We start from the raw sequence: 570 nt of genomic DNA, 5'->3' as shown, positions 1-570 counted from the left end.
GGGACTGACCCCATAGTGTGGGACAAATAAAAACACCTTCAAGAAAATTCGCCCATGTCGTAAGATATGGAGACAACCTTGGAGGTGTTTTTTTCATTGGGAACAAGAGTTAGTTATCCCCCTAGAAGTTAAAATGAAGGCAATTGAAATGAAAATGTCTGGTACACCGGTGAAGGAAATTATGGAGCAATTAAATATCCGAAATAAGACACAAGCGGAAACTTGGATGAGATGGTATCGCAATGGCGAGCAGAACCGTTTAGAGCAGCCAGTAGGTAAACAATACAGCTATGGCAAAGGACCCGAACATACCTCGGAATTAGGGAAGGTTAAGGCGGAGAACCGGTTTTTGAAACAACAACTAGAGCTGCTAAAAAAGTACAACGAGATGGAGAGGGGGCATCGTCAAAGATTGTAATAGAGTGGATTGAGTCGATTCGAGGAGAAGTGAGTGTGCAACAAGCTTGCGCCTGGATCGGAATCCCTCGCGCCACTTACTATCGCTTGAAGGCAAGGGAGAAAATAAACTCGAGAACCACATGGTAGTGAAAATTCGCGAACTCTGAATCC

At 44.2% G+C, this 570-nt stretch carries 1 pseudogene; it reads left to right on the top strand.

Going from position 1 to position 570, the window contains the following annotated elements:
- Positions 1-96 precede the first annotated feature (96 nt).
- A pseudogene (locus PBA01S_RS22630) lies at positions 97-394 on the top strand (helix-turn-helix domain-containing protein); the annotation flags it as partial.
- Positions 395-570 lie beyond the last annotated feature (176 nt).

Origin of the sequence: Paenibacillus barengoltzii NBRC 101215, from assembly GCF_004000745.1 — a bacterium.
Taxonomy (GTDB): Bacteria; Bacillota; Bacilli; order Paenibacillales; family Paenibacillaceae; genus Fontibacillus; species Fontibacillus barengoltzii.
The sequence above is the reverse complement of the archived record's forward strand: the minus strand, read 5'-3'. Positions and strand labels throughout refer to the sequence as shown.